Here is a 24,787-nt window from a genome sequence, read left to right on the forward strand (position 1 = left end):
CGTGTCCAAAACGATCACTGCAACGCCTCCCAATCGTCCTCTGCTACGGAATCCGTTGGGTTGTCGTAACGCACCACTGAGCCGCGCAACACATCCAGCGGGTTGCGTTCCGCCCCCCGATAGGGCCGCACTTCAAGCGCAGGTTTGCCATGATCGGTGACGATCACGCTTTCGCGCGACGCTTCGATTTGACGGAAAAATTCAAGCGCCTTTGCCTTGAATTGGGATTTCGATACCTGCTTGCCTTCCATGGTTCACCTATAGTCATCTGACCATAGTCATACTTATAGCAAAGATGGCTAGCCGTATGTGGTGTGCCATCCTTGAATCGGATCAGGCGACGTTTACTGATTCTCCCGCCAGACCGCTCGGCTGCTCGCCACAGGTCTTGCCGACTTCAAGCAGCGTGATCGGCAACGCCTGCCGCCACGTATCGAAGCCGCCAAGCGGCTGCGCCTCGGCCAGCGCAATGCGCGTGAGCGTGCCGCCGTGCTGCGCACGCCACGCGACGAGCGCCGCCTCCCCTTGCAACGTGACCGCATTGGCGACCAGCCGGCCGCCCGGCCGCAACTGCGTCCAACAGGCATCGAGCACACCCGGCACGGTTACGCCACCGCCGATAAAAACCGCGTCAGGCGCAGCCAGGCCCTCAAGCGCCTCAGGCGCCCTGCCCGCGACCAGTTGCAAACCCGGCACGCCGAGCGCGTCGCGATTGTGTTCGATGAAGCGCTGGCGTTCCGGATGACCTTCAATGGCGATCGCCCGGCACGCAGGGTGCGTGCGCATCCATTCGATCCCGATCGAGCCACTGCCCGCACCGACATCCCACAGCAGTTCGCCTGGCGTCGGCGCAAGTCGCGCAAGCGTGATGGCGCGGACATCGCGCTTGGTCAACTGGCCGTCGTGGCGAAACGCGTCGTCGGGCAGACCCGGCGTAAGCGGCAACCGCGGCGCGCCGTCAGCGGCACAGCATTCCAGCGCAACCAGGTTCAATGCCGCCACCGCTTCGCCCGACCACGCGTCGGCGCGGCCACCGAGACGGCGTTCCCGCTCGCCGCCGAGGTGCTCCAGCACGATCATGCGGGTCGCGCCGAAGCCGCGCGAAGTAAGCAGTGCAGCCAGTGCAGCGGGGGTGGCGCCATCGGCGCTCAAGACGAAGAGCCGCGCGCCAGCGTGCAAATGGACGTTCAGCGCGGCAAGCGGCCGACCCACCAGCGAGACCACCGTCACATCCTGCAACGGCCACCCGAGGCGCCCCGCCGCCAGCGACAGCGACGACGGTGCGGGCAGCACGCGCATTTCACCGGCCGGCAACTGACGGGCAAGTGTCGCCCCCACGCCGAACAGCATCGGATCGCCGCTTGCGAGCACGCAAACCGGCGCGTCGCGCTGGGCCAGCACAGGGGCGATATCGAAGGGACGAGGCCATGCTTCGCGCCGCGCCGTGAGACGCGCGGGCAGCATCGCCAGATGCCGCTCGCCGCCGAATACCACGGCCGCGTCGAGCAACGCGCGCCGTGCAGGGCGCCCCAAACCGGCAAAGCCGTCATCGCCGATGCCCACCACGGTCAGCCATGCCGGCATGAATCCATCCTCATACTTGATCTTAAATTGACCGCTGCGGCACGCCAATCAAGGCCGCAGCATCGTTGTGCTATTCGAAAAAAGGCATAATACCGTGTCGCCGGTGCCCTTCGGGGCCTAACAGGGAACACAGAGCTACTGTGGCTGCCCCCGCAACTGTATGCAGCGAGTCCTCGCCATGTTCTGCGCCACTGGGTCAACTGGCCTATCCGACCCACGGATAGCCAGCCCCGGGAAGGCCAGCGCGGACCACGACCTGCCAGCCAGGAGACCTGCCGGCCAGACTGTTCGTGCAAGCCTTCGTCGGGCGGGGTGTACCGATGCCGCAGCATGTCCTCTTCACAGGGATGCTCGGACCGTCGCGCGACGCTAACCCGGTGCTCTCTTGACTCACGCTTCGTCCTCCTCCGTCATGCCTGTTGCCGCTCGCCCCTCGGCTTGCCCGGGCTTGCTGCGCATCGTCGCGGCGCTCGATGGCGGCATCTGCCGGATCAAACTGCCGGGCGGCGTGCTGCGGGCCGCCCAGGCACGCGCGATTGCGGAGGCGGCCGAGCAGCATGCAACGGGCGTGATCGAGGTCACTAACCGGGCGAATCTGCAGATACGCGGCGTGCTCGCTGGGCATGAGGTGGCGTTGAGCGAGAAGCTGATCAACGCCGGGCTCGGGCCGCAAACGGGGCTATATGATGCGTTGAGTGGCGAAGTTGCTGAGCCTGCGGCGTCTAGTGTGTCTGCCACGTTTCCTACGTCCGCCACGTCTTCTCCGTCTGCCACGTTTGCTACGCCCGCCACGCCTACTGCGCCGGCGGTAATTGCAGCCTCGACCGCAGACGATGTACGCAACCTGATGATCAGCCCGAGCGCGGGCCGCGATCCGCAGGCACTGTTCGATACTCGCGCGCTCGCCGGCCAGATTCTCGCGCTGTTGCAAAGCGAGCCGCGTTTCGCTGCACTGTCGCCGAAGTTCGCGCTGCTGCTGGATGGCGGCGAGCGGCTGGCGATGGTCGAGCATCCGCATGATGTCTGGCTTGCGGCGATGGCGGCACATGATGGTGTGCGCTTCGCGTTCGGGCTGACGGGATGTCCGCCTGTAGCGCGAGCAAATTCCGGACGTACCCGGCTACATCCGGCGCTCGACACAGCCGCACTCGGGGCAGTCCTGCCCTCACAAGTGCCCGCGCTGGTCAACGCACTACTGCACACGTTCCTCGACCTCGCCGACCCAGACCACACGCGGATGCGGCACTTGCTCGCGGTTCAACCTGCTGAAGCAGTCTTGGAGCGCGCCCAGACATACCTCGATTTCCCGCTGTTCCGCGAGCCCACACTTGCCAAATGGCGCCGCGCGCCCGCTGACGCCTCGCTGCGCTTCGGCGCCCATCCGCAACGTATCGCGGGCACGTGGCAAGTGGGCGGCCAACCGCCGCTCGGCCGTCTCGATGCCGCGACACTGCGCGCGCTCGCAGCCATCGCCGAAGATTCAGGCGACGGCACACTGCACATGACCCCATGGCAAAGCGTGCTGCTGCCCGACGTCGCCGACGACGCTACGGCATCAGTACTCGCCCGCCTCACCGCACTCGGTCTCGCTTGTCAGCCCACCGATCCGCTCGCGCGTCTGATCACCTGCGCCGGCTCAACCGGTTGCGCCAAAAGCCAGGCCGACACCAAAGCCGACGCGTTACGCCTCGCCGCCCTGCTGCCTGCAGCCGTCGAGCAAGTGCATCTGAGCGGCTGCCCACGCTCATGCGCGGCCGCACATCGTGCGCCGTACACACTGCTGGCGGTGGCGCCTGACCACTACGACCTTTATCGACGCGACGACGACCCGCCCGGCTTCGGCCAGTGCGTCGCGCACCATCTGACGATTGAACAGGCCGCCGACGCACTCGCGCGGCTGGCCCGGAGCCCTTTTGATGCTTGATTACATCCGCGACGGTCAGGAGATCTACCGCCAATCCTTCGCGACGATTCGCGCGGAGGCCGACCTTTCGCGCATCCCGGCCGATCTGGAAAAGCTCGCCGTGCGCGTGATTCACGCCTGCGGCATGGTCGACGTGATCGACGACTTGCGCTTTTCCGCAGGCGCTGGCGCAGCGGGTCGCGCGGCGCTCGCAGGCGGTGCGCCGATTCTGTGCGACGCACGCATGGTCGCCGAGGGCATCACACGCGCGCGTCTGCCTGCGGACAACAAGGTGATCTGCACGCTCGGTGACCCGTCGGTGCCCACCATGGCGCGCGAACTCGGCAATACCCGCTCGGCGGCTGCGCTCGAACTGTGGCGGCCGCACCTGTCGGGCAGCGTGGTGGTGATCGGCAATGCACCGACCGCGCTGTTCTATCTGCTTGAGATGCTCGACGCCGGCGCGCCGCGCCCCGCGCTGATTCTCGGCTTCCCAGTGGGCTTCGTCGGCGCGGCGGAATCGAAAGCGTTGTTGGCCGAAGATAGCCGCGGCGTACCCTACGTGATCGTCCAAGGGCGGCGCGGCGGCAGCGCAATGGCCGCCGCCGCAGTCAATGCACTCGCTTCGGAGACCGAATAAATGACCGCACAGGGACGTCTGTTCGGATTGGGCGTCGGCCCCGGCGATCCGGAGCTGATCACGCTGAAGGCGCTGCGGCTGTTGAAAGCGGCGCCCGTGGTTGCGTATTTTGTCGCGAAGGGCAAGAAAGGCAACGCGTTCGGCATCATCGAGGCGCATTTGAGTGATGCGCAGGAACATCTGCCGCTGGTCTATCCAGTGACGACAGAGGCGCTGGAACCGCCGCTATGCTATGAGGCGATCATTGCCGACTTCTATGACACCGCTGCAGAAGTCGTCGCCGCGCACCTGGACGCAGGCCGCGACGTTGCGGTGATCTGCGAAGGCGACCCGTTCTTCTACGGCTCGTATATGTATCTGCACGACCGGCTCGCGGCACGCTTCGAAGCCGAAGTGGTGCCTGGCGTGTGCTCGATGCTCGGCGGCGCGGCCGTGCTCGGCGCACCGCTGGTGTATCGCAATCAGAGTTTGTCCGTGCTGTCCGGCGTGTTGCCGGAGGATGAATTGCGGCGGCGCCTCGCCGATGCGGATGCCGCGGTCGTGATGAAACTGGGCCGCAATTTCGACAAGGTGCGCCGCGTGCTCGGCGAACTCGGACTTGCGGACCGCGCCTTGTACATCGAACGGGCGACCATGGCGAACCAGCGCATCGTGCCGCTCGCCGAAGTCGATCCGATGGCTTCGCCATACTTTTCGCTGCTCGTCGTGCCGGGGGAAAAATGGCAAGGATGACGCCACCGGCCATCGTCATTCTGGGCGCAGGGGCGCTTGCCACTGCCCGGCGTGTGCAGGCGTGCTATCCAGGGGCTCAGGTGCATGCATTGCAGGGCCGAGTCGAAGCTGACGTGGCCTATGCGGAGCTCAGTGCGCATCTGCGCGAACTGTATGCGCGCGGCACGCCGATTGTCGCGCTATGTGCGGCTGGCATTGTGATTCGCTGCGTGGCGCCGTTGCTGGCCAACAAGGGCGTCGAACCGCCGGTGTTGGCCGTTGCGGAAGATGGCAGCGCCGTGGTGCCGTTGCTCGGCGGACTGGCGGGCGTGAATGTGATGGCGCGTGAAATAGCCGCTGCGCTCGAGGTCGCGCCGGCGATTACCACGAGCGGTGAATTGCGCTTCGGCACCTGCGTGCTCAATCCTCCCGAAGGCTATGCGCTGGCGAGTCTCACGCAAGGCAAGCGCTTCGTGTCGGACATGCTGGCTGGCGAAAGCACGCGCATCGAAGGCGATGCACCTTGGCTCGATGATGCGCAGTTGCCGCGTGCGAGCGAAGCAAGACTAGCGATTCGCGTGACGCCGAAGGCTTGGGATGGTGGCGCGGATGAGTTGATCATTCATCCTCGAAGTGTGGTGGCGGCGGTGAGCGCTTCTGGCGAGCGTATTGCTGAAGCGGTCCTCGCAGCGCTGCAGGCACATGAGCTGGCGCCGCTTTCGCTCGCGGCGCTGCTTGCGCCTTTGGACAGGATGGGCGATGGCGCTCTTATCGGAGCCGCTAGTGCGTTGGGCGTGCCGCTGAGGTTTGTCGAGGCTAACGGAGGAAATGGCGTGCTCCGCGCGGCGTATCCCGCCCACACAATCACCGAGGCTGCGCGGCGCCTACTTGAGACCGCCATGCGCGTACCCTACGCAACGCTGCAAGATGACGCCAACGCGGATATGGCACTGGCGTTGAGCCGGATGCCGATTGACCCGAATACGCTCGGACAGGCCCGCGGCAGTCTCACCGTCATTGGTCTCGGCCCCGGTAGTGCGGAACTAATGGTGCCAGCGGCACGCACGGCACTGACCGAGGCCACGGATATTCTCGGTTACGAAACCTACGTGAAGATGGCCGGCCCCTTCCGCGCCGATCAGCAATTGCATTGCACGGACAACCGCGAAGAAATGCAGCGTGCACGACATGCGTTCGAACTGGCGAGTGCGGGTGGTGCGGTGGTGGTGGTTTCGTCCGGCGATCCGGGCGTGTTTGCGATGGCCGCAGCCGTGCTTGAAGCGCTCGATACGTCCGATGATGTACGCTGGGGTGCGGTAGAACTGAACATCGTGCCCGGCGTTTCCGCCGCCATGGCGACTGCCGCGCAAGCGGGCGCGCCGCTTGGACACGATTTCTGCATGCTGTCGCTCTCAGATAACCTTAAGCCGTGGTCGATCATCGAAACGCGTTTGCGCCACGCAGCGCAAGCCGACCTGGTGATTGCGTTCTATAACCCGATCTCGCGCGCGCGGCCTTGGCAACTGGATAAGGCGCTCGATATCGTGCGCGAGTATCGTGCGCCGGCGACGAAGGTGGTGCTCGGGCGGGATATCGGCAGACCGGGCTCTTCGCTTAGGACCACCACGCTTGGTGAGTTGCGCTCAGCGGATGTCGATATGCGCACGATGGTTATTCTCGGGTCGTCAACGACACGCGGGTTTGCGCGTGGCGCGCAGGGTGAGTGGGTATATACGCCGCGGTGGTATCCCCAAACCGCGGCTGAGAGCTGAAGCCTGAGCGGAATCTCGCCGACGGGCAAATGACCTCCACCGGGTTATCGCCCCATCTGCGCCCCGCGCACAGACTCCACCACCCTGCTCCTCGCCTGCGGCCAGAAATACCAAACCGCCCCAAGCACCTGCAACACCCCAAGCACGGCCCATGCGGTCAAATGCGCCTCGACCGGATAGTGCGCCCCATCCGCCGTCATCCGCGCCGGATACAGGCTCAACATTGCACCCACTCCGGTCTGACACAAAAAGATCAGCACGAACATAACCAGTGTGAGTGTGGTGTTCACACGGCCCATCAAATGGCTGGGGAAGTGTTCGGCCAGCACGGCATAGCTGAGAATCCCCGAGCCGCCGAAGATACCGTAAGCAGCCCACAGCCACACGTTAGGCACCGGCACGCGGGCCATTATGGCGCCCTGCACGCAGATGAACAGCAGCATGCCCACACCCGAAAACGCAGACAGGCTCACGCCATACTGCTCCAGCCGGCGCGCGACCGCGCCGAAACCCACGCAACCGGCCATCATCGCCAGCGCCACAACTGAGACCAGCGTAGCTGTGGCGTGCGCATTGAGGCCGATGACATCGCGCATATACGGCGCCATCCACAGCGATTGCATCGCATAGAAGACCCCTTGCGCCATGCCCGACAGCGACGCAATCTTCCAGAATACGCGGCTGCGCAGCACATGGCCCACGCCGCGCAACTGCTCGACGAGTCCTGCTTGCCGGTGAGTATTCGCGGCGTCAGGCGCGCCGAACCAGATCGCAGCCGAGGTCGATACGGTCACGGCCGCGAGGCCAAAACAGATCACACGCCAGTCCGTAAAGCGCAGCAGAGCGTTCAACGGCGAGCCCACCACGACGCCACCAAACCCGCCCACCGCCATCACCAGCCCGTTGAGCAGTGGTAACCGATGTACCGGGAACCACTGCGCCAGCGCCTTGAACGCACCGCCCAGGCACACCGAAACCCCAACGCCGATCATCAGCCGCCCGGCCATCAGGCCTGCGAGGCCGTGCGCCATGCCAAACACGGCGGCTCCAGCAGCCGCCACCAGCAGTAACAGCGCCGAGACCCGGCGCGCGCCGAAGTGGTCGAGCAGCACGCCCGCCGGCAGTTGCGCGCCCGCGAAACCGAGGAAATAGAGGCTCGTCAGCACACCGAGATCCGCCGCCGACAAGCCGATGTCATGCGCCATAAACGGCGCGAATTCGATATTGATGCCGCGGTAGACATACGAAATGAAATACCCGCAGGCGAACAGGGCGAATACGCGCAACCCTTTGGACATGGTGAGCAACCTGAGCAAGTGAATCGGGCACTCATTGTCCCGGCCCGCGATACCAATGGCCAACGAAACGTTTTTGCCGGTATTGTGAGTAGAATTTGACATCATGTTCAAACCGCTCCCACCCTTGCAGGCGCTCCGCGCCCTGGAAGCAGCCAGCCGGCATCGCAGTTTCACGCGGGCAGCCGACGAATTGAGTCTGACGCACAGTGCGATCAGCCATCACCTGCGCAATCTGGAAGATGCGCTCGGCACCCCGCTGTTTCGCCGGGTGGGCGCGCGCATGATCCCCACCAGCGCGGGTGCGCGTCTGGCCGAGCGCGTGCGCCTCGGCCTCGCGGAGATCGACGACGCCCTCACCGAAGCGCGGGCGGGCGACCGGGGTGGCGCGGTGCGCCTGGAAGTCAGTGTGATGTCGGATCTGGCCGGCAACTGGTTGATCCGCCGGCTCAACGGCTTTGCGGCGCTGCAGCCGCATATCGAGCTTATGCTGCGGGTGCATGCCCAACTCGTGCCGCCCGACCCCTATACCGTCGATCTGGGCATCTGGCATAAACGGGTCGATGAGCCGGGTTTCGTTTCCCACAAGCTGATCGACGACCAGGTGATTGCAGTCGTCAGTCCGTCATTGGTGGCGCAGATTGCCAACTTCCGGGTCGTGGACACCCCGAAACTGCCGATGCTGCGCTTCGCCCACCGTTCCTGGCGCGACTGGCTCGAGGCCGCCGGCCTGCCTCTGCAGGAGCCGACGTTCGGTCCTATCTTCGACAGTCCCGACTCGCTGCTGCAAGCGGCCATTGCCGGCCAGGGCGCAGTGACGGCGCGGCGCCTGCTGGTACGCGATGCAATCCAGTCAGGCACCCTGATGCAGATCGGCACGGTCTGCGTGCCGGCGAATATGGAGTATTTCGTGAGCTGGCGCGAACATCATCCGCGTGAGGCCGAGATTCGGGCGTTTTATGAATGGATGCGGGAGCAACTGGCGGGATGAGTGGATCACAAATCGTCGTAAAGCGATTTGTGCGGTATTTTCGACATGATCAAATAAAGCATTAAACTTTTCGGTAATCCTGACGTTAATACTGGTTACCCGCTATTCGCTACCAAAAACCAATGAACGATATCGTGGAATTGCCCGTTGGGGCAGCGCCGGCCGCGCTGAGCTTCGACGCCGTACCCGTCGGCACGCCGCTCGACTGGCCTATTGTCGACAGCGACGGAACGCTGCTGTTCGATGCCGGCGCGATTCTGGTCGGCGTCGAGGAGCGCAAGTTCCTGTTCGACAACTTCCGCCCGCAACGCGGCGACGCCCCTGATGCGCCCGGCTCCGCGGGTTCGCCCGGCGCGGACGGAGCGGCCAAGCCCGACACGTCGGACCCGCTGTCCGTCAAGGACATGCATCTGGCAATCGGCGCGCTGATCGGCGTGCGCCAGCATATAGGCAGCACCGCGCCCATGCATCCTTGCCGCATCATCGGCTTCGCGCCGAATGAAGCGTTGTTCGCCACGCCGCCGCTCTTTGAAGGAAAACACTTGCCGCTCGGCGTAGGCGAAAACGTGGAGATCGTGGCGATCGCCAGCCAGGCGGTGTTCCGCTTCGTCTGCACGGTCGAAGCGATCTGTCAACTGCCGTTCGACTATATCGTCCTGTCGAAGCCCGGCGTGATCCGCCGCCTGCGCGAGCGCAAATCGATCCGGGTGCGCGCGCGGCTCCCCGTGCGCTACGGCATCGGCGAAACGGGCGAATCGTACGAAGGGCTCGGCCTCGCGAAGGGGATCAGCGCGCTCGGGATGTCGTTAACGGCGTCGTGGCCGCTCGGCCAGGTCGGCGACCGCCTGCGCGTCGCCTACCACCTCAAGTCCAAAGACCTCGACAGCCACGTCGAAACCAGCGCCGTGATCCGGAACGTGCAAAAGGGCGCGCCCGGCCAGCCGGCCGTGCACGGACTCGAGTTCGACCGGCTCGACACGGCGCAACAAATGGCGATGAAAGCGTTCGTCTTCGACAGGCAAGACGACGTCCTCTACTGGAACAGCGAGCTCAAGTAAGGGCATGGGCTCACGACCTGGCGGGGCAGCAGCGTCGGCGCTGGGCGCCGCCCGCCGTCCGCCGTTAGGTCCGCATACACGCCGAAGCGAAGATGGCACGTCCATACGAGCGATGGCATGCGCTGCCTAGCCGATCAGCTCTTCCGGCCTGACGCAGCTCGCGCCCCACGCCTGCGCGAGTTGCGCGCAGCGCCCAAGCCGGATTGCACCTCGCTCGAAGTCCACGAATACCACCTGGTCCGCCTCGCTGGGCCGTATCGGTATGTCGCCACTGCGGCCATCGGTCAGCACCCACAGCCAGCGTTGCTGCAGCGGTTTGCGGCGCGCGGCGAGTTCCAGCAGTTGCGCGGCCTTGCGCACGCCCGCGGCCAACGGCGTTCCGCCACCGCCACCGAGCGGCTGCAGCCAGCGTTCGTTCCACCAGCGCGGCACCGCAGGCCCGAAGCGGACATCCACCCCGGTGCCGCCAAAGCACATCAGCGCCGCATCGGCGCGCGCCTTGCTCGCGCGGTCGAATAGCGCGACTAGCAACCCTTTGGCGAGCGCTAGCCGCTGGCCCGCCAGCATCGAACCAGAGCAGTCCAGCAGAAAGCAGTGCAGCACACTGCCTTGCGGCGCCGTCGGCACGAAACGCAAGTGCGCGGCGTGCAGAGGCGCCTGGCGCTTCGCGGCGAGCGTCGCTGGCCATGCAATCCGTTGACCCTGCCCTTTGCCGCGCGCTGCCGCCCCACCCGCACCTTTCCGCCATCGAAAACCGCTGCGCAAATCAGCGGCGGCGCCCTTCCGATGGCTCAGCGTTTTTTTGCGTTGAGCGGGATCACACCTTTGACCCGGGTCGTGCCGGTCGGCTCAGGCGGTAGATAGCCCCACTCGCTATCGCCTGTCGCGGCAGCGGGCACGGCCGCGTCGGGTGGCACAGCGCCTGCACCGTCGGATTCGCGCGACAGCGACTGGGCCGACGCATCAGCCTGCGGCGGCGTTTCGCGGCTATGCCGGCGATGCAGCAGAACTGCTTCGGCCACCTGATCGACATGCTCCGTTGTCACCGTCTCTGCCTGTTCAAGCGCGGCCAGCGCACGCGCGGCGCGCAGCATCACCAGATCGGCACGCAGCCCATCGACGGCGGCCGCAATGCACAACGCGCTGACATGCGCATGCACGGCGGCGTCGAAGCCGAATCCTGGCAATGCCGCACGCGCGGCACGGATCCGCTGCACGTGCAGCGCCTGCTGCTCCGCGTAGGCGGCACGGAATGCCTGCGGATCGAGATCGAAGCCGAGTCGCGCCTTGACGATCTGCTGCCGCACGAGCGGGTCGAAGCAGTTCTCCAGTTCAACCATCAGCCCGAAGCGGTCGATCAGTTGCGGCCGCAACTCGCCTTCCTCCGGGTTCATCGTGCCGATCAGCACGAAACTCGCTTCGTGGCTGTGCGAGATGCCGTCACGCTCGACCGTGTTCATGCCGCTTGCGGCTGCATCGAGGAGGGCATCGACCAGCGCATCGGGCAACAGGTTGACTTCGTCGACATACAGCACGCCGCGATGCGCCTTCGCCAGCAAGCCCGGTGAAAAGCGCACGGCGCCGTCCCGCAGCGCGCTTTCGATGTCGAGCGTGCCGATCAACCTGTCCTCGCTCGCGCCGAGCGGCAAGGTCACCAGTTGCCCTTCGGGCAGCAGTTCTGCCAGCGCCCGCGCCGCGGTCGATTTGGCGGTGCCGCGCGGACCCGTGACCAGCACGCCGCCGAGACCCGGATCGATCGCGGCAAGCAGCAAAGCCTGCTGCAACGACGCTTGCCCGACCAGCGCGGTAAACGGGAATGCGGGCGGAATTTCGGGCCGCGCCGGTGTGTTGCGAAGCTCGGTCGCTACGTTCATGGTCGTGTTCCTTCGATGGCCTGCTCGCTCGCGAGCAGATGCTGTTCCACTTGCGCGCGATAGTCGCCCGGTGCCTGCCATAGCCCGCGTTGCATCGCTTCGAGCAAACGCTCGCAAATCGAATGCAGCGCGTGCGGATTGTGCTTCTGCAGAGAGTCGCGCGTATCGGCGTCGTTCAGATACGCATCGGTCACCAACGCATATTGATGGTCGGCAATCACGCGCGCGGTCGCATCGTAGCCGTACAGATAGTCGACCGTCGCCGCGATTTCTGCCGCCCCTTTGTAGCCGTGGCGCTTCACGCCGTCGAGCCACTTCGGATTGACCACGCGCGAGCGGATGACGCGGGCGATTTCCTCGTGCAGCGTACGCACGCGTGGCACGTTCGGATTGCTATGGTCCGCGTGATACACGTGCGGCTGATTGCCAGCCAGATACCGCACGGCTGCGACCATGCCGCCCTGAAACTGATAGTAATCGTTCGAATCGAGCAGATCGTGCTCGCGGTTGTCCTGATTCTGCAGCACCACGTCCATGGCGGCGAGCCGCGTGCCGAACGCCTGGCGCGCTTCCTCGCCAGCGCGTTTCTGGGTGTAGGCGTAGCCGCCCCACGCCTGGTAGGCGTTGGCCAGATCAGCGTCGGTCTGCCATTGCTGGGTGTCGATGATCTCCTGCAAGCCGGCACCGTAAGCACCCGGCCGTGCGCTGAACACCCGCCAGCCGGCGCGTCTGCGCGCCTCGGTGGCATCCATGCCGCGTGCGATCAAGGCGTCGCGTTCGCGCAGCACGCGCGCGCGGATCGGGTTCACGTCCTCCGGTTCGTCGAGTTCGGCGACTGCCTGTACGGCGGCATCGAACAGATGCATCACATTGGCAAACGCGTCGCGGAAGAAGCCAGATACGCGCAGCGTGACGTCGATGCGCGGCCGGTCAAAGACTTTCATCGGCATGATCTCGAAGTCGGTCACGCGATGGCTGCCCGGTGCCCATTTGGGCCGCACGCCGAGCAGCGCCATCGCCTGGGCGATATCGTCGCCGCCGGTGCGCATCGTTGCCGTGCCCCATACGGATAGGCCGATTGCTCGCGGATAATCGCCATGCTCCTGCAGATGACGCTCGATCAGGTGCTGTGCCGATTTCAGGCCCAGCGACCAGGCGGCTTGGGTCGGAATGGCACGCGTATCGACCGAGTAAAAGTTGCGTCCTGTGGGCAGAACATCGGGCCGGCCACGCGATGGCGAACCGCTCGGGCCAGCCGGTACGAAACGGCCTTCGAGTCCCCGTCTGAGGTGTCGCATTTCTTCCGGGCCACAAGCGTCGAGGCGCGGCAGTATGTCGGTGCGCAGGCGCTCGAGCACGAGTTCGGTTTGCGGCAACGTGCCTGCAGGAGGCAGCGTTACGTGCGAGTCCGGCTTTGAGCCTGACGCGCCGCCACACATCGCTCCCAGCATGGCAGTCGCGAGCAGTTCCAGTCGCTCCCGCGTATCGCCGTTGTGGCGCCACGGCGCGTCGCTGACCTGCAGCAAGACTTCCGGACACGGACCACCCCACACCGCCGCCCAATCCGCCGACAGCGGATCAAACAGATGATCCATCTGCAGATCCCGCGCCAGCGCATCCACCAGACCCGCTTTGCCGTCGCGCCCGTCGCCGACCGGAAAGCGCCCCAGCGCCAGCAGCGTATCGCGCCGCTGCACGCCCTCGGGCGACCGGCCAAAGGTATGCAGACCGTCGCGGATCTGCGCCTCTTTCAACTCGCACAGCCAGGCATCCACGCGAGTGAGCAGCGCGTCTTCCGCATCCTGCCCGTCCGGCACTTTCATGCTGAGTTCGTCGTGCAGACGGTGTTCGACAATGGTCGCGAGAATCGTGCGCCTAAGCAGTTTCGAGCGGCGCGGATCGACCATCAATGCTTCGTAGTACTCGTCGACCTGGCGCTCGAGATCCTGCAACGGACCATAGCTTTCTGCGCGCGTGAGCGGCGGCATCAGGTGATCGATAATCACCGCCTGCGCGCGGCGCTTCGCCTGACTGCCCTCGCCCGGATCGTTGACGATAAACGGATACAGATGCGGCAGCGGCCCGAGAATCAGATCGGGCCAGCAGGCGTTGCTCAACGCTACGCTTTTGCCCGGCAGCCATTCGAGGTTGCCATGCTTGCCGACGTGCACCACTGCGTCGATCCCGTACTGGTGACGCAACCAGAAGTAGAACGCCAGATACGCATGTGGCGGCACAAGGTCCGCGTCGTGATAGCTGGCGTAGTCGCCCTGCTCGCGCGAGCGCGACGGCTGAATGCCGACGAATACCTGGCCGCAGCGCCAGCCTGAAATCATGAAGCGGCCGCGCCTTAGAGTCGGGTCGTGCTCCGGCGGACCCCAGCGCGCGTTCAAGGCGTCGCGCGCCTCAGCAGGCAGGCGCGCGAAGTGCACGAGGTAATCGTCGAGTGCGAGGCTTTGTAGTGCCGGACGCAGATCGCGCACTACGGGGTCGTTGGTGACGCCCTCGGTCAGCTTGCGCAGCAAAGCGTCGCCGTCCGCGGGCAAGTCGCCCACTCGGTAACCCTGGTCGGCCAGCATCTCGAGAATACCCACCACCGAGGCCGGCGTATCGAGCCCCACGCCATTGCCAATGCGCCCTTCGCTCATCGGATAGTTGGCGAGGATCAGCGCGAGCTTCTTGTCAGCGTTGGCGAGGATGCGCAAGCGGCACCAGCGGCGGCTCAATTCTGCGAGGAAGCCGATCCGCTCGTGATCGGGCTGATAACGCACCACGTCCACTTCGGTATGCGGACAACGGTACGCAAGCCCCTTGAAGCTGATCGCCCGCGTAATGATGCGGCCGTCCACCTCGGGAAGCGCGATATGCATGGCGATGTCGCGCGAGTTGAGTCCCTGGTTGTCCTTGACCCAATCCTCGCGATTGCCCCCGCTCAGGATCACCTGCATCACGGGTGCATCGCCTGCGAGTGCGAGAGGTTCGGGGTCGTCGATGGCGGTGGCCGCGAATGCGGTGGTATTCAACACGAGCGCGACATCATGTTGCGTGCACAACTGTTGCAAAATCTCGCGGCTCATGGCGTCTTTGAGCGAGGTCAGCGCAATCGGCAGCGGATTCAGGCCCTGCGCTTCGAGTGCCTCGATCAGGGCGTCGAATACCGCCGTATTGGCGGCCTGCAGATGCGCCTTATAGAACAGGATCGCGACGACCGGCGCGTCGGCGCGCCAACGCGCCTGCCATTCGGCGATCGTCGGTATGTCGCGATCAGGATGATAGAGCGTAGCCGCCGGCAACACGCGCGGCGGCGCCGGCTCACTCCCCCAGCCGAGCGAACGGTAGGCGATGCAACGCAGAAACGCCTCGGCATTCTGCGCGCCGCCTTCCCGCAGGTAGCGCCATAGCTGATGACAAAGCGCGGCATCCGCAGTGCTGCGCGCGAGCAGGTTCGGATCTTCCTGCAGGTCGCCCGAGAACATCGCCAGCACCTGATGCTTGCGTGCCGCAAGCGCGACGACCTGCTCGATCCCGTACGGCCAATACGCTTCGCCGCCCAGATGATCGACCACCACGATCCGCGCATGCTGCAACACGTCCTCGACATAGAAATCGACCGAGGCTGGTTGCCGCAGGTAAGTGACATTCGCGAGACGCACGCTTGGAAAGCCATCGCCTAGACGCGGCACGGCGCTGGCGAGCAGCGACAGCGTCGTGTCGGCGGAACTGAGCACCACGATCTCGGCGGGCCGCTGATCGATGCGGATGACACCTTGGGTGTCGTCGACGAAGCCACCCGGCGTGGTGCGCAGCAGATGCATGATCGATTACGCCTGTTGCGCTTCGGTGTTCAACGCAGCGTCGAAGGCGCGTTGCAGTGCGGGCTGATCGAGATCCTCACCGATCAGCACGAAGCGGCTCTGCTGCGTTTCGCCCGCTTGCCAGCGGCGGTCGAAATAGCTGTCGAAGCGACGGCCCACGCCCTGAATCACCAGACGCATCGGCGCGCCGGGCAAGGCAGCAAAGCCCTTCACGCGATAGATCGTGTTGCTTTCCACGAGGCTTTGCAGCGCGGCAATCACGGCCTCGCGCGATGGCGCCTGGGCCTGCACCACCACCGAATCGAACTCGTCGTGATGATGGTCCGCGTCCTCTGCGGAGCCATGATGATCGTGGCGCAGATGAATCGTCGCCTCCGAGGCCGCTTCGAGGCCGAACAGCGTGTGCAAATCCAATTGGCCCATATGCGCGCGCACCACCTTGACCTGCGACGGAATCTCTTCGCGGATCAATGCTTCGACGGCGCCTTGCTGCGTGTCGTCGAGCAGATCTGTCTTGTTAAGGATCACGAGGTCCGCAGCGGACAACTGATCTTCGAACAATTCGTGCAGCGGCGACTCGTGATCGAAATTCGGATCGGCCTTGCGTTGCGCGTCTACTGCCGCCGGGTTGTCGGCGAACTGGCCGCTTGCGGCTGCGGGGCCGTCAACCACCGTGACGACCGCATCCACGGTAAAGCTGTTTTTGATGGCCGGCCAGTTGAATGCCTGCACCAGCGGCTTGGGCAAGGCGAGGCCCGAGGTTTCGATCAGCACGTGATCGATCTGGTCGCGGCGTTCCACCAGCTTTTCCATCACCGGGAAGAATTCCTCCTGCACGGTGCAGCACAGGCACCCGTTGGCGAGCTCGTACAACCGGCCTTCGGTCTCATTGCCCTGTTCGTCACAGCCGATGCCGCAACCTTTGAGGATTTCGCCGTCGATGCCGAGTTCGCCGAACTCGTTGACGATCACCGCAATGCGCTTGCCGCCTGCTTGTTGAAGAATGTGCAGCAGCAGCGTGGTTTTGCCGCTGCCGAGGAAGCCCGTCACAACGGTGACGGGGATTTTGCGCATGGGGTTCTGCATGGTAATTCCGTCGAAAGAGATGGCCGATTCATGGGCACGGGAATTGAACAGACGAAACGCGGGGACGGAAAACGGCGTTGCAGCAGCAACGGGAACGTGTAATGAAGTCATGGACGACACGCCGCATCCCCGCGGCGCCAACCCTCTTCCCTGGCCGGTATCCGGGCTGGCGAAAGCGCCGCTTCCCCTTCCCAGGCGAGTGATTTCTCGCCCAGTGGTTGCATGCATGCGCGACCTTGCGCGCAGGCACTGAAGCCGGCTCTGCACCGCTTGCGCGATGCCTTCGCTTACCGTTGCGGGGGCAGCACAGGTTGGTCCGGTCTTGTGAAAGTGGACGCCCTGTTTCCCGTTTAACTGCGTGCGCGGGAACGCGCACACGAGCACCAAAGTGCCTGGGAGTTTAGGCCTGCAAGCCCCGTGCGTCAAGGAAACGGGGCGGGCGACTGCGAGCATGGCTTGTGCTATCGTATGCCCGCGTTTGGTGCCCGAGCTCGGTGCCGGCGCATGTTGGCGCACGTGCAGTTGAACGGGACACAGGATGCGTAATATGGGGCACCGCATGACCCAAACCGCCTCACTCAGCATTGGTATCGGCTGCAGGCAGCACACCTCTGCAGACCAGATCTCAGCCGCCGTCCATGCGGCCCTGGACGCCTATCCGTTCGAAGCGATTCGCTGCATCGCGACCATCGAATCCAAGGCGCAGGAACCCGGTCTGCTTGAATTTTGCGCGCGTCACGCGCTGCCGTTGCTAACCTTCAACCGCGCCGAAATAGCTGCCGTGCCTGCGATTCCGACACCTTCCGCCGCCGCCCGCGCGCATCTCGGCGTAGAGGGCGTCTGCGAACCGTGCGCCCTGCTCGCGGCGCCAGGCGCCCGCCTGATCGTGCCAAAGACGGTGCTCGACGGCGTCACCGTCGCGATCGCATCGAGCGCATGCGGCACGGCATCCCAAACCTTAGAATCCAACGACCTACAGGACCTTCCATGAAAACCGATCCCGAATCGCATCTGCGCATGACCCAGCGGCGTCGCGAAGGCCACGAGAAAAAGCAGGCCGAAGCGACCATCGAAAAGGGCCTGCTGATCGTCAACACCGGTACCGGCAAGGGCAAAACCACCGCCGCGTTCGGCATGGCCGTGCGCGTACTCGGCCACGGCATGCGCCTTGGCGTCGTGCAGTTCATCAAAGGTGCACTGCACACGTCAGAGCGCGATTTTCTGGGCAAAATCGCCAACTGCGATTTCGTCACGATGGGTGACGGCTACACGTGGAATACCCAAAACCGCGATGCCGATATCGCCACCGCCCGCAAAGGCTGGGACGAAGCGCGCCGGATGATCGAAAGCGGCGAGTATCAGATGGTGATTCTCGACGAACTGAACACCGTGCTGAAGTACGAATATTTGCCGCTCGACGAAGTGCTGTCGGTCGTGAACGCGCGTCCCGAGATGCTGCATGTGGTGATTACCGGCCGCCACGCGCCGGATGCGTTGATCGAAGCGGCCGACCTGGTCACGGAAATGCGCATCGTCAAACACCCGTATCGCGAGCAGCACGTCAAGGCGCAGCGCGGCGTGGAATTCTGAGCATGCCGTCCTGTCCCGCTCTGTTCATCAGTGCGCCGGCTTCCGGTCAAGGCAAGACCACGATTACGGCCGGCCTTGCCCGCCACCATCGGCGGCAAGGGCGGCGCGTGCGTGTCTTCAAGACCGGCCCGGATTTTCTGGACCCGATGATCCTCGCACGCGCAAGCGGCGCACCGGTGCTCTCGCTAGACCTGTGGATGGTCGGTGAAGACGGCTGCCGTGAGCTGCTTGCGCACGCGGCAGCCGAGGCTGATCTGATCCTGATTGAAGGCGTGATGGGGCTCTATGACGGTACGCCGAGCAGCGCCGATCTCGCCACCGCGTTCGGTGTGCCGGTAGTGGCAGTCATTTCCGCCAAGGCGATGGCGCAGACCTTCGGCGCGGTCGCCTTCGGTCTCGCGAACTTCCGGCCGGAGGTGCCGTTTCATGGCGTGTTCGCCAACCGCGTTGGCTCGGCGCGCCACGCGCAGATGCTTCAGGAGGCGCTGCCATCCGGGCTGCGCTGGACCGGACATATTGCCAGCGCCGACGAAATCGAACTGCCGGAGCGGCATCTCGGATTGCATCAAGCGGGTGAAGTCGACGATCTCGATGCACGGCTTGATCGTGTAGCCGACGCGCTCGCGCAAACGCCGCTCGCCGAGTTGCCGTCGGCGGTGCAATTCCGCGCACCATCGGAGCGTCGCGAGTTACCGCGTCTGCTCGATGGCAAGCACATTGCGATTGCCCGTGATGCAGCGTTCTCCTTCATCTATCCGGCCAACGTCACGCTGCTCGAAACATTGGGCGCGCGGGTCAGCTACTTTTCCCCGCTTGCAGACCAACCCGTGCCGGAAGCCGCGGACGCGGTCTATCTGCCTGGCGGCTATCCCGAACTGCATGCACAGACGCTCTCGCGCAACGCCCTGACCGCGGAAGCGATCCGCGCGCACGCGGCGGCCGGAAAACCCGTCGTCGCCGAATGTGGCGGTATGCTCTACCTGTTCGAGCAGCTCACCGACACCCAAGGCTCGACCATGCCAATGCTCGGCCTGCTGCCGGGCCATGCGACGATGCAGACCCGCCTCGCCGCACTCGGTATGCAACAGATCGACAGCATCCATGGGACCATGACCGGTCATACGTTTCACTACTCGAAGTTGACGACAACGCTGACGCCGCACCGGACGGCCACTCGTCCGCAAGACGATGCGCCCGGCGAGGCCGTATTCCGTGCCGGCCCGATCGTCGCAACTTATATGCACACCTACTGGCCTTCCAACCCGGCCTTCGCGGCCGCCCTGTTCCATGGCGAAGTGTTTTAACGATTCTGACCGCGAGGCCGTCTACCGCGCCATCTATGAACGGCGCGATATGCGGCACTTCGTGCGCGACCCGGTCGACCCTGTTGTGCTTCGGCGTTTGCTCGATGCGGCGCATCACGCGCCGAGCGTCGGCTTCATGCAACCGTGGCGCATTACGCGCATCACCGACTCGGCGCTGCGTGCTGCGTTACACGAGACGGTGGACCGCGAGCGGCTCGCGACCGCCGACGCGCTCGGCAAACGGCGCGACGAGTTCATGAAACTCAAGGTCGAAGGAATGCTGGAGTGCGGCGAACTGCTGGTGATGGCCCTGATGGACGGCCGCGAAAAGCACATCTTCGGGCGCCGCACGTTGCCGGAGATGGATCTCGCCTCGGTGGCCTGCGCGATCCAGAACATGTGGCTGGCGGCGCGCGCTGAGGGTCTCGGAATGGGCTGGGTGTCGCTGTTCGACGTCGACGCTGTGCGCACCCTGCTGCATATGCCGGGCGGTGCGCGTCCGGTGGCGATCCTATGCCTTGGCCATGTCGACCAGTTCTATGCGGAACCGATGCTCGAAACCGAGCGCTGGGCGCGCCGCGTACCGCTTGCTGACTGCGTGTTCGAAAACCGCTGGCCTGAGGAAAGCAAGCCGGAATAATCCGGCGTCAACGGTTTGATGCGGCGCGCAGACAATCAAGGCTGCACCGGCTTGATCGACACAACCCGCGGCCCATCGCCCGCAGCGTCCGCGCGCAGTTTCACGCGCCAGTCCGGATGATCAGCGAAGGGGAATTGCGCCAGCGCGCTCTTCACCAGATACGGAATCGCGTGGAGCGGATCGGCGTCATGATCCTGGCTCACGACGCTCACCTTGTAGACCTCGTGACCATTGGTCTGCTCGAAGAAGCGCAGCGTCAACGAGTGCTTATACGAGTGGCGGCCAAACAGCGAAAACGGGGCTTCGCCGGAGCTGCCGCACCCGTCTTGCTGCACACAATCCGCCGAACCGACCCCAACGGTAGCAAGCCGCGTGTCGTAAGCAATCGACAGCAGATAGTGCGCGCGCTGCTGGGCGACGTCAGCGAAACCATACTTGCCGAGTTCGGCGCGGATCAATGTTTCGTATTCCGTATGATCCGGATTACCGTCCTGTAACGGCGAGCGTGCCAGCGCATAACTGTGCTCGCCTTGCATTGGGGTATCCGTGGGCGACGCCCGCACGTCGGCGCTGACGCCAGCACATCCTGTCAGGCCAACGGTCAGGGTTGCTGCGATCAGCGCAGCGCATATCAGCGTGGCTCTCATCGTTTTCTCGCTTCTAAAAAATGCAGGATATCCATCACGCTTGCGCAAGCGGCGTGTCGTCGAGGGCCGGCAGCAACACGGTAAAGGCGGTGCCCTGGCCTGGTGCGCTGACCACCTGCACATCGCCCCCATGCCGCGTCACGACGGTTTTGACAAAGGCCATCCCGAGGCCCGCGCCGCCGGTGTCCGGCTGCTCGGCCTCGTGAAAGCGCCGGAAGCGCTGAAACAGCCGGCTCTGCTGTTCCAGCGGAATCCCATAGCCCTGGTCGCGAATCGTACATTGCACGCGCGCCGGCAAGCCGTTCACCGGCCCAATCGTGCAGGTGATGCGTGACTCGGGCGGACTGTATTTGACTGCGTTGTTCATGATGTTGACGAGCGCCCGCGTCATCAGCGAGCGGTCGGCACAGATCCAGTAGCCGTCATCGCCCTCGGCTGCGGTCTCCATCTGGATCTGCTTGGCGTGAGCCTGTGGCCAGACTTCGTCGCTGGCGTCGATGGTCAGTTCGCTGAGGCTGACGGGTTCAAGCAGATAGGCTTGCGACTCCGCTCGCGCCAGTTGCACGAAATCGTCGGCAAGCGTGAGCGCACGCCGCGAGTAGCGTGCGATGCGTTCAAGCAATTCATGCACGTGGTCCGACTCGATCCGGGCCCGTTCGATCTCCACCAGCGCCAGAATCGACGCCTGTGGCGAGCGCATGTCGTGCGACAGCAGCCGCAACGCGTCCTCGCGCTGCCGCTCCGCTGCGTGCAGCGCCGATACGTCGACGAGGCCCGCGATCCAGCCGGTCACCTCACCTTCTTCGTTGGTGCATCTGGCGTAGCGCAGCAGGTGGTCGCGCTCGGCCAGGTCGCGCACTTCGATGCCTTGTGCCATCAGATCGGCGAATTCGAGCCGCGCCGGATCCAGGATCGCCGGCCAGTGCGTGCGCGCCCGCGTGTCGTGTTCCGCATCGCCTTCGGTGCCGGCGTCGGTTGTCTTCACGAAGGCCAGATCGCCTAGCACCTCGCGCATCAGCCGGCCCTGCGGCATGACCGAACCGAGGCGCTCAAAATGCGCGGTCGCCGCATGATTGGCGATCAGGACGATGCCGCGCACGTCGCTCACCAGAATCGGCTCGGGCACGCTATCGAGGCTGTCCCAGACAAAGCGCTTCATGTCCTGCACGCGCTGCGCGGCCTGCGCCATCAGCGCCATGTGCTGTTCCAGCACGTCGCCGCCGAACTCGCGGCGACGCTGCGGCGTTTCCGGTAGCAGGTGTGGTTCATCGGCGAGCCGCTGCAGCTCTTTGCGCAGATACGCCATGGTCATTTCGAGCCGCCGCCAGTTCCAGATCGGATACACGACAATTAGCCCAACCACCGCCGGCGCCGGTGACATCCATAGCCGCGCGCCGTACAACAACGCGGCGCTGCCACCGGTGATGAGAATGCATAGCCCTATGGTCAGCAACAAGGAACGCCGCGGCGACAGTACAAGGAAGCCGGCCAACAGCGCGGCAAGCGGCACCAGCGAGACGAGGAACAAAGGCAGCGCCGCAACCGGATCGATCGCACGGCCGGTCAGCAGCGTATCCAGCACGTTTGCATGAATGTAGACGCCCGGCAGCGGCCCCAGTTCGCCCGAGACCGGCGTCGCAAAGCGGTCGTACAGGCCCGAAGCGGTCACACCGACCAACACGATGCGGCCGCGCAACTGCTCGGGCCGCACCTCGCCCGCCACAACGCTGGCGAACGACACATGCGAATAGTTCGTGGCATTCAGACCGAACGGAATCAGGAAACGCGCTTCGTCGACCTTCTCCAGACTGCGGTCGCGCAGACCAGCGAGTCCCACGACGGGCGGCGAAAGCTGGATCGCGCCACTCCGGAGAGCACGCCAGACCGGCACCATCAGTTGCGGCCAGCGCGAATGCGCATCACCCTCGAACAGCGCGACGCTGCGGACGATGCCGTCGCCGTCGACTTCCAGATTGATGTGACCGAGCCCGGCCGCCGCTGCCGTAAGAGGGGCCACCGGCTTCACGACGACCCGTTCACCGTCGCTGTCCTCGGCGCTCAGCAGTACCGGCAGATAGGTGGGACTCAGGGCGATCGCGTGGGCGAGTTGCGCGTCGTCCGCAGCGGCCTCGGTGAAGAGCACGTCGTAGATCACTGCCGCCGGCTTCGCCTTGGACAACTGCGTGAGCAGGCTCGCATGCACGCTACGCGGCCAGGGCCAGTGGCCGAGCCGCTCGATGCTGGCGTTGTCGATTTCGACCACCACGATATCGGAGAGGACCAGCTGCGAATGCAGCGCGAGGAAGTGGTCGTAGACCAGATGATCGATGCCCGCCGTCCAGCGGCCGAGCGCACTCAGAAGAATGACCGCAATGCCAAGGCAGCCGAGCGCGCCCCATTCGAACAGGAAGCGTCGGCCAGCCGGCCGCCCAAGTCGTGCACGCGGATCAAGGCTCATGCGTGGGGATTAGAGTCCTAACGGGCAAGCGTGAACGACCGGATCGAGCTGCCCTTCTCGTAGAACCGGCCGTTTTCGAACTGCTCGGCGATCACGGTCCAATAATAAACGCCACGCGGCAGGTCCGTCACCACGATCTCGCCGGCCGGCAGGTCGGGACGGTCGAGGATCGGATTGCGCAGGTCCGGCGTGGCAGCAAGGACGAAGCGAAAGCGCGTCTCCACGCCCGGGCGGCTCGCGAACCAGCGGAACGTGTAGTCGCGCGTGCCGGGATGCGGCGTCGCCGATGCGGACAGACTTAACTGGCGTCGCTCGAAGCTATAGGTCTGCGGCAGGCCTTCAAGACCGTTGTGATCGATCGCCGAGATGCGCACGAAGTACGTGCCGTCGCGCAGATCGCCGAAGTCGGCATGCGGCGCACTCACCGGCAGATCGCGGATCAGGTCGAGCAGGTCCGCGTCACGCGCAATCTGCACGCGATAGCCGGCCGCGTGGCTGTCCGGCAAGAGCTCAAACGCGACGGTCTTGCTGTCCTGGATCTTGCCGGGATCGGTCAAGGCCGGTGCGGGCAGCAATTCGATGGGCGCGCCGATTGCGCCGCTCGCGCCCGAGACATTGCCGAAGTGAGCCGACACGAGTTGCTCCGAAGCCTGCAGCGGCACGCCCGGCGCCGGCACAGGTGCGCTGCCCGGATCCACCCCGACCGCACCATCCAGCACTTCGACGGCCGTCTGCTGCTGGCCGGCGTCATAGTTCACCCGAAAACGCGTGCCACGCACGCCCGCCACCACGGACGGCGAACGGATCTGGAAGCGGTCGTCCTTCTTGGTGGCATGGGTGACTTCGCTGTCGACCTCACCGTGTTGCAAGTCGATTACGCGGTCGGAGGCACCCGTCAATACCGTCTGGCGCAGCTTGCCGATCTCGATCATGCCGTCCTGCGGCACGCTCACGTGCGAACCGTCCACCAGTTCCAGCGTCGCGAAACCCTCATGACCGGTACGCACGCGATCGCCTTCGCCAAGCATCATGCCTGGCGCAAGCGGCGTGTAGGGGCCCGTGCCGAACGCCCGCTCAACCGGCCCGCTCGTCGCCAGCACCCGCGCGGATTCGCGATCCTGGCGCAGCAACGCGGCCGGCAGTTTGATCTGGATACCCGCTTGCAGATGGCGCGGCGCGGGGACCTTGTTCAGACGGCTGAGTACCGCCCAGTCGTGCGGATCGCGCAGGAAGCGCGCGGCGATTTCATACAGCGTATCGCCCGCCACGGTCGTATAAGGCACGGTGACGATCGGCACGCTGTCCCGCTTGTGCGCGTCGGCCAGCGCGGGCGCGAGCCCGAGCGCCGCGAGGAGATACGGCGCGCACGGCACGAGACACGCCAGCGCACGGCGCGCGCCGGCCGCCGGCAGACAAACC

20 protein-coding genes and 2 riboswitches are annotated in these 24,787 nt (G+C 64.8%); of the genes, 10 read left to right on the top strand and 10 right to left on the bottom strand.

Going from position 1 to position 24,787, the window contains the following annotated elements; genetic code table 11:
- Positions 1–14: 14 nt before the first annotated feature.
- Together P3T40_RS27295 and cbiE are read right to left on the bottom strand one after the other, a co-directional pair.
- Complete coding sequence (locus P3T40_RS27295) at positions 15–251, bottom strand: type II toxin-antitoxin system Phd/YefM family antitoxin (RefSeq protein WP_429270823.1); 237 nt, start codon at positions 249–251, stop codon at positions 15–17.
- 82 nt (positions 252–333) lie between these two features.
- Positions 334–1,584 (bottom strand): precorrin-6y C5,15-methyltransferase (decarboxylating) subunit CbiE, encoded by a 1,251-nt coding sequence (gene cbiE, locus P3T40_RS27300; RefSeq protein ID WP_429270824.1) that lies wholly within the window; start codon positions 1,582–1,584, stop codon positions 334–336.
- Positions 1,585–1,668: 84 nt separating this feature from the next.
- A riboswitch (cobalamin riboswitch) is annotated at positions 1,669–1,878 on the top strand.
- Between the two features lie 118 nt (positions 1,879–1,996).
- Between cbiE and cobG the strand changes: the two genes are divergently transcribed.
- From cobG to cobJ, 4 genes are read left to right on the top strand one after another with little or no spacing between them, the layout of a single operon-like run.
- Positions 1,997–3,508, top strand: a complete 1,512-nt coding sequence (cobG, locus tag P3T40_RS27305; RefSeq protein WP_429270891.1) for a precorrin-3B synthase — start codon at positions 1,997–1,999, stop codon at positions 3,506–3,508.
- The gene (locus P3T40_RS27310; protein WP_429270825.1) at positions 3,501–4,127 is read left to right on the top strand and encodes a precorrin-8X methylmutase; all 627 of its coding nucleotides are present in this window, start codon (positions 3,501–3,503) and stop codon (positions 4,125–4,127) included. Before cobG ends, P3T40_RS27310 begins: the two co-directional genes overlap by 8 nt.
- Positions 4,128–4,859, top strand: coding sequence for a precorrin-2 C(20)-methyltransferase (locus tag P3T40_RS27315; protein ID WP_429270826.1), 732 nt, complete (start codon positions 4,128–4,130; stop codon positions 4,857–4,859).
- Positions 4,856–6,610, top strand: a complete 1,755-nt coding sequence (gene cobJ / locus P3T40_RS27320) for a precorrin-3B C(17)-methyltransferase (protein WP_429270892.1) — start codon at positions 4,856–4,858, stop codon at positions 6,608–6,610. Before P3T40_RS27315 ends, cobJ begins: the two co-directional genes overlap by 4 nt.
- Before the next feature lie 44 nt (positions 6,611–6,654).
- Here cobJ and P3T40_RS27325 read toward each other — a convergent pair whose 3' ends face one another.
- Entirely contained in the window at positions 6,655–7,908 is a 1,254-nt protein-coding gene (locus P3T40_RS27325) for an MFS transporter (RefSeq protein WP_429270827.1), read from the bottom strand.
- A gap of 103 nt (positions 7,909–8,011) precedes the next feature.
- On the opposite strand from P3T40_RS27325, the gene P3T40_RS27330 reads away from it, so the two are divergent.
- Both P3T40_RS27330 and P3T40_RS27335 read left to right on the top strand, forming a co-directional pair.
- Positions 8,012–8,896: a LysR substrate-binding domain-containing protein gene (locus P3T40_RS27330; RefSeq protein WP_429270828.1), complete on the top strand. Its 885-nt coding sequence runs from the start codon at positions 8,012–8,014 to the stop codon at positions 8,894–8,896.
- Positions 8,897–9,018: 122 nt separating this feature from the next.
- On the top strand, positions 9,019–9,954 hold the full coding sequence (locus P3T40_RS27335) for a flagellar brake protein (RefSeq protein ID WP_429270829.1): 936 nt from the start codon (positions 9,019–9,021) through the stop codon (positions 9,952–9,954).
- A gap of 126 nt (positions 9,955–10,080) precedes the next feature.
- Here P3T40_RS27335 and P3T40_RS27340 read toward each other — a convergent pair whose 3' ends face one another.
- From P3T40_RS27340 to cobW, 4 genes are all read right to left on the bottom strand, one after another.
- Positions 10,081–10,647 carry a vWA domain-containing protein gene (locus P3T40_RS27340; protein WP_429270893.1) on the bottom strand — a complete coding sequence of 189 codons (567 nt, stop codon included), beginning with the start codon at positions 10,645–10,647 and terminating at the stop codon, positions 10,081–10,083.
- Positions 10,648–10,745: 98 nt separating this feature from the next.
- Positions 10,746–11,828 carry an ATP-binding protein gene (locus tag P3T40_RS27345; protein ID WP_429270830.1) on the bottom strand — a complete coding sequence of 361 codons (1,083 nt, stop codon included), beginning with the start codon at positions 11,826–11,828 and terminating at the stop codon, positions 10,746–10,748.
- Positions 11,825–15,643, bottom strand: a complete 3,819-nt coding sequence (cobN, locus tag P3T40_RS27350; RefSeq protein WP_429270831.1) for a cobaltochelatase subunit CobN — start codon at positions 15,641–15,643, stop codon at positions 11,825–11,827. Before cobN ends, P3T40_RS27345 begins: the two co-directional genes overlap by 4 nt.
- A 6-nt stretch (positions 15,644–15,649) precedes the next feature.
- Complete coding sequence (gene cobW / locus P3T40_RS27355; RefSeq protein WP_429270832.1) at positions 15,650–16,729, bottom strand: cobalamin biosynthesis protein CobW; 1,080 nt, start codon at positions 16,727–16,729, stop codon at positions 15,650–15,652.
- A 135-nt stretch (positions 16,730–16,864) separates the two neighbouring features.
- Positions 16,865–17,132, bottom strand: a riboswitch (cobalamin riboswitch).
- Positions 17,133–17,288: 156 nt separating this feature from the next.
- Here cobW and P3T40_RS27360 point away from each other — a divergent pair.
- Genes P3T40_RS27360 through bluB form a run of 4 tightly spaced genes read left to right on the top strand, consistent with a single transcriptional unit; the run spans position 17,289 to position 20,263 of the window.
- Complete coding sequence (locus P3T40_RS27360) at positions 17,289–17,720, top strand: cobalamin biosynthesis protein (protein WP_429270833.1); 432 nt, start codon at positions 17,289–17,291, stop codon at positions 17,718–17,720.
- Positions 17,717–18,319: a cob(I)yrinic acid a,c-diamide adenosyltransferase gene (cobO, locus tag P3T40_RS27365; protein WP_429270834.1), complete on the top strand. Its 603-nt coding sequence runs from the start codon at positions 17,717–17,719 to the stop codon at positions 18,317–18,319. The genes P3T40_RS27360 and cobO overlap by 4 nt, the downstream gene beginning before the upstream one ends.
- A gap of 2 nt (positions 18,320–18,321) precedes the next feature.
- The gene (locus tag P3T40_RS27370; protein WP_429270835.1) at positions 18,322–19,623 is read left to right on the top strand and encodes a cobyrinate a,c-diamide synthase; all 1,302 of its coding nucleotides are present in this window, start codon (positions 18,322–18,324) and stop codon (positions 19,621–19,623) included.
- Positions 19,607–20,263, top strand: a complete 657-nt coding sequence (gene bluB, locus P3T40_RS27375; RefSeq protein ID WP_429270836.1) for a 5,6-dimethylbenzimidazole synthase — start codon at positions 19,607–19,609, stop codon at positions 20,261–20,263. The genes P3T40_RS27370 and bluB overlap by 17 nt, the downstream gene beginning before the upstream one ends.
- Before the next feature lie 35 nt (positions 20,264–20,298).
- Here the strand turns inward: bluB and P3T40_RS27380 are convergent, their stop codons facing one another.
- The 3 genes from P3T40_RS27380 to P3T40_RS27390 are packed head-to-tail and all read right to left on the bottom strand — an operon-like array spanning position 20,299 to position 24,753.
- Positions 20,299–20,910 (bottom strand): DUF4136 domain-containing protein, encoded by a 612-nt coding sequence (locus tag P3T40_RS27380; RefSeq protein WP_429270837.1) that lies wholly within the window; start codon positions 20,908–20,910, stop codon positions 20,299–20,301.
- A gap of 34 nt (positions 20,911–20,944) precedes the next feature.
- Complete coding sequence (locus tag P3T40_RS27385) at positions 20,945–23,368, bottom strand: CHASE2 domain-containing protein (RefSeq protein ID WP_429270838.1); 2,424 nt, start codon at positions 23,366–23,368, stop codon at positions 20,945–20,947.
- A gap of 17 nt (positions 23,369–23,385) precedes the next feature.
- A complete protein-coding gene (locus tag P3T40_RS27390) occupies positions 23,386–24,753 on the bottom strand; it encodes a FecR domain-containing protein (protein WP_429270894.1) in 1,368 nt (455 codons plus the stop codon).
- Positions 24,754–24,787: the final 34 nt, after the last annotated feature.

It is taken from the genome of Paraburkholderia sp. EB58 (assembly GCF_050436665.1).
Taxonomy (GTDB): Bacteria; Pseudomonadota; Gammaproteobacteria; order Burkholderiales; family Burkholderiaceae; genus Paraburkholderia.

Excerpts from the sequence above, each read along its gene's own strand:
- P3T40_RS27360 (WP_429270833.1), top strand. The coding sequence starts at position 17,289 with ATGACCCAAACCGCCTCACTCAGCATTGGTATCGGCTGCAGGCAGCAC.
- P3T40_RS27310 (WP_429270825.1), top strand. The coding sequence starts at position 3,501 with ATGCTTGATTACATCCGCGACGGTCAGGAGATCTACCGCCAATCCTTC.
- P3T40_RS27330 (WP_429270828.1), top strand. The coding sequence starts at position 8,012 with ATGTTCAAACCGCTCCCACCCTTGCAGGCGCTCCGCGCCCTGGAAGCA.
- P3T40_RS27345 (WP_429270830.1), bottom strand. The coding sequence starts at position 11,828 with ATGAACGTAGCGACCGAGCTTCGCAACACACCGGCGCGGCCCGAAATT.
- cobN (WP_429270831.1), bottom strand. The coding sequence starts at position 15,643 with ATGCATCTGCTGCGCACCACGCCGGGTGGCTTCGTCGACGACACCCAA.
- cbiE (WP_429270824.1), bottom strand. The coding sequence starts at position 1,584 with ATGCCGGCATGGCTGACCGTGGTGGGCATCGGCGATGACGGCTTTGCC.
- cobW (WP_429270832.1), bottom strand. The coding sequence starts at position 16,729 with ATGCAGAACCCCATGCGCAAAATCCCCGTCACCGTTGTGACGGGCTTC.
- P3T40_RS27335 (WP_429270829.1), top strand. The coding sequence starts at position 9,019 with ATGAACGATATCGTGGAATTGCCCGTTGGGGCAGCGCCGGCCGCGCTG.
- bluB (WP_429270836.1), top strand. The coding sequence starts at position 19,607 with ATGGCGAAGTGTTTTAACGATTCTGACCGCGAGGCCGTCTACCGCGCC.
- P3T40_RS27385 (WP_429270838.1), bottom strand. The coding sequence starts at position 23,368 with ATGAGCCTTGATCCGCGTGCACGACTTGGGCGGCCGGCTGGCCGACGC.
- cobJ (WP_429270892.1), top strand. The coding sequence starts at position 4,856 with ATGACGCCACCGGCCATCGTCATTCTGGGCGCAGGGGCGCTTGCCACT.
- P3T40_RS27315 (WP_429270826.1), top strand. The coding sequence starts at position 4,128 with ATGACCGCACAGGGACGTCTGTTCGGATTGGGCGTCGGCCCCGGCGAT.
- cobG (WP_429270891.1), top strand. The coding sequence starts at position 1,997 with ATGCCTGTTGCCGCTCGCCCCTCGGCTTGCCCGGGCTTGCTGCGCATC.
- P3T40_RS27380 (WP_429270837.1), bottom strand. The coding sequence starts at position 20,910 with ATGAGAGCCACGCTGATATGCGCTGCGCTGATCGCAGCAACCCTGACC.
- cobO (WP_429270834.1), top strand. The coding sequence starts at position 17,717 with ATGAAAACCGATCCCGAATCGCATCTGCGCATGACCCAGCGGCGTCGC.
- P3T40_RS27325 (WP_429270827.1), bottom strand. The coding sequence starts at position 7,908 with ATGTCCAAAGGGTTGCGCGTATTCGCCCTGTTCGCCTGCGGGTATTTC.
- P3T40_RS27370 (WP_429270835.1), top strand. The coding sequence starts at position 18,322 with ATGCCGTCCTGTCCCGCTCTGTTCATCAGTGCGCCGGCTTCCGGTCAA.
- P3T40_RS27295 (WP_429270823.1), bottom strand. The coding sequence starts at position 251 with ATGGAAGGCAAGCAGGTATCGAAATCCCAATTCAAGGCAAAGGCGCTT.